General features: G+C 40.9%; 11 protein-coding genes and 1 pseudogene. 9 read left to right on the plus strand and 3 right to left on the minus strand.

Annotated features, from left to right (window positions below):
- A pseudogene (locus tag A3756_RS28735) lies at nt 1–182 on the plus strand (IS3 family transposase); the annotation flags it as partial.
- 15 nt (nt 183–197) lie between these two features.
- Here A3756_RS28735 and A3756_RS13925 read toward each other — a convergent pair.
- Complete coding sequence (locus tag A3756_RS13925; RefSeq protein ID WP_068553712.1) at nt 198–440, minus strand: hypothetical protein; 243 nt, start codon at nt 438–440, stop codon at nt 198–200.
- A 138-nt stretch (nt 441–578) separates the two neighbouring features.
- Here A3756_RS13925 and A3756_RS13930 point away from each other — a divergent pair, with 138 nt between their 5' ends.
- Nucleotides 579–992, plus strand: coding sequence for a DUF3192 domain-containing protein (locus A3756_RS13930; RefSeq protein ID WP_068553713.1), 414 nt, complete (start codon nt 579–581; stop codon nt 990–992).
- Nucleotides 993–1,094: 102 nt separating this feature from the next.
- Here A3756_RS13930 and A3756_RS13935 read toward each other — a convergent pair whose 3' ends face one another.
- Nucleotides 1,095–1,412 carry a CcdB family protein gene (locus A3756_RS13935; RefSeq protein ID WP_068510990.1) on the minus strand — a complete coding sequence of 106 codons (318 nt, stop codon included), beginning with the start codon at nt 1,410–1,412 and terminating at the stop codon, nt 1,095–1,097.
- On the minus strand, nt 1,412–1,789 hold the full coding sequence (locus A3756_RS13940) for a type II toxin-antitoxin system CcdA family antitoxin (protein ID WP_231875543.1): 378 nt from the start codon (nt 1,787–1,789) through the stop codon (nt 1,412–1,414). The genes A3756_RS13935 and A3756_RS13940 overlap by 1 nt, the downstream gene beginning before the upstream one ends.
- 50 nt (nt 1,790–1,839) lie before the next feature.
- Here A3756_RS13940 and A3756_RS13945 point away from each other — a divergent pair, with 50 nt between their 5' ends.
- The 7 genes from A3756_RS13945 to A3756_RS13975 all read left to right on the plus strand — a co-directional run bounded on the left by A3756_RS13945 (nt 1,840) and on the right by A3756_RS13975 (nt 4,914).
- Entirely contained in the window at nt 1,840–2,211 is a 372-nt protein-coding gene (locus tag A3756_RS13945; RefSeq protein WP_068511402.1) for a hypothetical protein, read from the plus strand.
- 87 nt (nt 2,212–2,298) lie between these two features.
- Nucleotides 2,299–2,628 carry an immunity protein YezG family protein gene (locus A3756_RS13950; protein WP_068510496.1) on the plus strand — a complete coding sequence of 110 codons (330 nt, stop codon included), beginning with the start codon at nt 2,299–2,301 and terminating at the stop codon, nt 2,626–2,628.
- 143 nt (nt 2,629–2,771) lie between these two features.
- Nucleotides 2,772–3,050, plus strand: a complete 279-nt coding sequence (locus A3756_RS13955; protein WP_068509678.1) for a type II toxin-antitoxin system RelE/ParE family toxin — start codon at nt 2,772–2,774, stop codon at nt 3,048–3,050.
- Complete coding sequence (locus A3756_RS13960; RefSeq protein ID WP_068509680.1) at nt 3,050–3,343, plus strand: HigA family addiction module antitoxin; 294 nt, start codon at nt 3,050–3,052, stop codon at nt 3,341–3,343. Before A3756_RS13955 ends, A3756_RS13960 begins: the two co-directional genes overlap by 1 nt.
- A 145-nt stretch (nt 3,344–3,488) precedes the next feature.
- Entirely contained in the window at nt 3,489–3,779 is a 291-nt protein-coding gene (locus A3756_RS13965; protein WP_068511197.1) for a type II toxin-antitoxin system RelE/ParE family toxin, read from the plus strand.
- A 14-nt stretch (nt 3,780–3,793) separates the two neighbouring features.
- Nucleotides 3,794–4,084 carry a HigA family addiction module antitoxin gene (locus A3756_RS13970; RefSeq protein WP_068511195.1) on the plus strand — a complete coding sequence of 97 codons (291 nt, stop codon included), beginning with the start codon at nt 3,794–3,796 and terminating at the stop codon, nt 4,082–4,084.
- A 509-nt stretch (nt 4,085–4,593) separates the two neighbouring features.
- Nucleotides 4,594–4,914, plus strand: a complete 321-nt coding sequence (locus A3756_RS13975; RefSeq protein WP_068552933.1) for a hypothetical protein — start codon at nt 4,594–4,596, stop codon at nt 4,912–4,914.
- Nucleotides 4,915–4,943: the final 29 nt, after the last annotated feature.

A 4,943-nucleotide genomic window follows, 5' to 3' on the forward strand; every position in this document is an offset into this window, starting at 1 on the left:
TTAACTTTGTTACCCCAGAGCAAAGGCACTTAGGTCTGGATGAAGAAATATTATCGAAGAGGGATGAGCTTTATCGCAAGATGAAAAGAAAGAACCAAATAAGGTGGTCAAAAGCTACGCGGAACTGGGAGAAAGTGGGTGACGTTAAGTTGAACCCGGAGAAGGAAAAACAAGCAGCTTAAATGCTCAGGCGACAACTACCTTGAAAAACGCCGCTTCTGCCAAGCCTTGAGCTTGTTACTCTCAAGTAAGTTTGAGAAGTAATCCTGAACACTTTGATCGGTATGTTCCTTAAGCCGGACGTCCGTATAATACCGAATAAACTGCTCACAATGACGCACATACCACTGGAACAGAGCGGGCTTGATATTGCGCTCAGAAAGTTGAGCTATATAGTTGTTCCAAAAACGTTTTTCTCGATCATCCGTGACCTGAGACATATCTATTTCCTTATGCTTTATTTACAATCCTTTGTAAATTTCAAATATGGATTATACGGACGCCGCCTAATAAGGTAAATTATGGATTCCGTATAAGAAACTGTTATGTTTCATCAGTAAATCACCAAGGAAATAGAAATGATTAAAAAGTCACTCGTACTACTCATCTGTATTGCTATATCAGCTTGTAGCGCTGGATATCGCATTGATCAGGCTACAGCGCAATATGATCGAGTTGAAGATCAAGTATCCCTCGGAGATGCTAAAGAAAAGGTTCTAGCAATCTTAAGGCCTACTCAAGAATCCGTACCTCGGAACTCGCGCAAAAAGGCAGACAGATATATTAAAGAAGGCATAAACGTAGAAATTTACTATATGCGTACCGGCCGACAAGCTGATGGCATCACAACTGATGATGAATTCACACCATACATATTCAATGACGGCAAGCTTGTAGGCATTGGCTGGGGCTTAATCGGCGGGCCAAAGAGCCAGGGGCAAGCAACATCAAGCACATATATTAACAACACTACAACTACCGTAGTGTATTAAAAACATAACAAGTGCATCTAGCAAGGACTTGGTTAAACTGTCACCTTTTTTGCAAAGAAACGCAAAAAATCCGCCAGTTCAACCAAGCCGCTAATGCAGGCGTTAAATGCCGGTAATCAGCATATCTATGGCATCGATGATTTCATAGCGATATTGTTCAAGTGAGTCTACTTCTGATTTTAGTAGTGACTTAGGTACAGTGGTCATCTGATTCGTCACAAGAACAAATTCTTCGCTGTCGATATTGATGGTAGGGCATAGCTTTTGGGCTGCTTTTTCGTTTACTTTTTTTGAAGGGGTTAGCGGTATAACCAGTCTAGAGTTTAAATCACTTAACAAGTTGTTCTGAACATCTACAAAATATGGGTAGGTTTTTTTGCTGCTTTTATCTTTATTCAGGTACAGCGTAAATTGGCTCATTAAAAACTCCTAAACGAGTCAGAGAATAAACCGTTTTCATCACTTAGCTTATTAAGTTCATCAATTGCATCTTTGTTTTCTTGAAGCCATTGCTCGCGCTGCGCGTTTTTCACTTGCACAATTAGAGCTTGTTCAAGTGTGGCAGATAAATTTATTTTCAAGCTTTTAGCTTGATTTAAAAGGTCGCTATTTACTGTTAAGTTGGTAGCTTTTTTAGGTGCTTGTTGGTCAAAAAATGTCTGCATGTTATTTGCTCCATATGCGCATATAATATGTGCATCTATGCTATTCCATAAAAAAGCATTTAACAAGCGCCTCCAACGGACAAATTTTACTGTCACCATTTTTGCGCTGCGCTGCAAAACTGCCGCCAGCAAAATTTGCTCGTTGAGGCGGGCGTTATGTTTTCAAATAAAGGATTGGTCAATTGAAGTTTAAGTCTGCGCCTTTGAAAGAAACAAAATTCTACGAAAGAGTTAAGGAACTGGCAGCAGATGAAGTTCAATCGCGTGAAGCAATGATACAACGTTGGCGCTGCGCAGTCGGAAGTGACGGGAAATTCGATGTATTTTTTACTCAATTAATTGGTTCAAGCCATCAAATGAGGGATGGTTATTATTGTTATCTATTGATTATTAACAACGATGAAATTTACATAGATTATGATTCCCGAGGCATACAAATTAGAGATACTGACACAGCGAAGAAATATGATAAGCGCAGTCTTGTTAGCCTTATTGAGAGTGCAAGGAAAGGTCGTGGCGATAAAAGCCCAATACCATGGTTCAGGCAAACATAACAAGGCCAGGCAGCATCGCTCCCTGCGGTCGCTGGACCTCGTTTCACTCGGCCGCTGCTGGCGGCGTTATAGCAGGAATGGTGATTTATGAATATTATGGATGAGCAAGTATCACTATTGAATGAGTTGAGCGAACTCATGATGATAAGCAGTGAGCTAGGGTATGAATCTCTTTCGTGTGAGTTTAAATATCACACTTCAGAAGATGGTAGTAGTTCAATAGGATCCAAATTTAGTTATGTAATTGATGGTAAAAGGGTCTCAAAGGCACTTGTAAAACCTGAAAGAGAGCGGCTCTATACCGTTGTGCCTAAGCTTCACTCAGTTATGAAATCGCATACTGGCGGTGATTGGAAGTCATTTACACTAACTATAAATGAAACTGGTGAGGCTAAAACCAAATTTGAATACCAATAAAAGCTATAACAAGCAGCTCCACCGGACTCCGCAAAATGTGTCGCGCTTTTTGCTGGAGCAAAAAGTCACGCCAATTTTGCTCCTCCGGTGAGCTGGGCGTTATATTTATTGATGCGTAGTGCGCATCATGCTACCATCAGCTTATGATTAAATCGTTTAAGCATAAAGGTCTCAAAAAGTACTTTGAATCAGGGAGTACTGCGGGCATTCAGAATAGCCATGCAAGGAAATTGAAAATGCAACTGGCGGCTATCGATACTGCTCATGTAATCGAGGATGTTGATTTACCAGGTTATCAATTGCACCCATTAAAAGGTGACCGTGAAGGTATTTGGTCTATTTCGGTTAATGGTAACTGGCGAGTAACTTTCGAATTCAAAGATGGCAATGCATTCATATTAAATTACGAGGACTATCACTAATGAGCATGTATAACCCTCCTCATCCCGGTGAGTTCATTAAAGAAACATACCTTGAGCCGTTCGGTTATAGCTGCCGCTTTTTAGCCAAACAGCTAGATGTCGCATCATCGACACTTAACCGTATTTTAAAGGGGCAAAGTGGTGTAACACCTGAAATGGCATTAAGGCTATCCAAAGCTGTAGGTCGTAGTCCTGAAAGCTGGCTGGCAATGCAAGACAACTATGACCTTTGGCAGGCCAAACAAAATATCAATTTAGGTAACGTTCACTCAGTTTCTTTTGAGGCTGCGTGATTAAATATAACAAAGCAATCTTGCGGAACTCCGTGAGCTGTCACCCTGTTTGCAAAAACACGCAAACAAGCCGCCATCTAACTCCGTCGCGCAAATTGCGGCGTTATATGTTGCATGAATACCGTGTATTCGTTAATATGCCTAAATGATTATTTCCTTTGGCAATAAAACTACATCAGATCTGTTTAATGGTGTTTCTAGTCGTTGGGCACGAAAGCTGCCCAATCAGATACATGAGTTAGTTTTATATAAGCTTGATGTTATTAATGCTGCTCAGAACCTAGATGACCTTAAGTCGCCTCCCGGAAATAGGCTTGAGCTACTTAAAGGTGACCTAGACGGTTTCCATAGTATTCGTATTAATTCTCAGTGGCGTATTGTATTTCGCTGGGATTCTAACGCTGCTCATGATGTCCAAATAGTGGATTACCACTAAATATGAGGTAAATTATGATTCCTTCAAATCGCATAGCAACACACCCAGGAGTTATTCTTCTCAAAGAGTTTCTAGAGCCTCTTGAGGTAACTCAAAAAGCATTGGCATTACATCTAGGCGTTCCTATACAGCGCATAAATGAAATAGTGCGTGGTAAGCGTGGGGTAACCCCTGAAACTGCATGGCTATTATCAGAGTCTTTTAATACGTCACCTGAGTTTTGGCTTAATTTGCAGTCAGTTCATGACTTATCAGCAAAACGGCCAGAAAATCATATTCAGCCCCTACAAGCAGTAGGCATATAACCAAGTAATCTTGCGGAACTTCGTGGGCTGTCACCTTGTTTGCAAAAACACGCAAACAAGCCGCCATTCCACTCCGTCGCGCAAATTGCGGCGTTATATGCGCAAAAGTACCAAACACTTGTACGCGGTTTTCTTAGTTTTGTGCAAAGATGGCCTTCTTATAAAGTCAGGTTATCATCAAGGTTCAGTGTTCTAAAAATTAGTTTTTTGCTCAGCGTAATCGGGTCACTTTGATGGGTGGTTTCGTTGACAGTTCAGGTAAGAATTTAGGGTTTATCGTGGTCAAAATCAGATAAACAAAATAAAAATTATTGTATGGTTTATTGCGTCGTTTCTGAGTTCTTAACAATAAATTAAGAGCATAAGGTCAAAAGACTAAAAGCAAAAATCATATAACCAGGCCATCTTTCGGATCTTCGTTTTCTGTCACCGTTTATGCAAAGAAACGCATAAACGTCGCCATAAAACTCATCCCGCAAATGGCGGCGTTATATTTCAGGGAGAATTCAGTGCACGATTTTGTAGGCCGATGGAAAATTAAGTCAATGACAACTTGGCCTCAAGACTACGTTGACCTCGATGAACCCGGTTATTTTGAGTTTACTGAAGATGGATTAGGCCAGTTCGTTTTTGGTGCTGTAAAAGGGTGGCTCGATGTTAGGGTATCTCACCGAACACCTTATCTTGAGTTTAGCTGGCAAGGCACTTGCGAGGGTGATGACCTTTGTGGTCGGGGTAAAATTGAATTTCCTACTCCTTTACAAGGTGACGGTGAAATTTATATTCATTGTGGTGACGAGTCAGGGTTCATCATTGAAAGAAAAATATAACCAGGCCAGCCAACATCGCCCACAAAGGG

The organism is Oleiphilus sp. HI0086 (assembly GCF_001635225.1).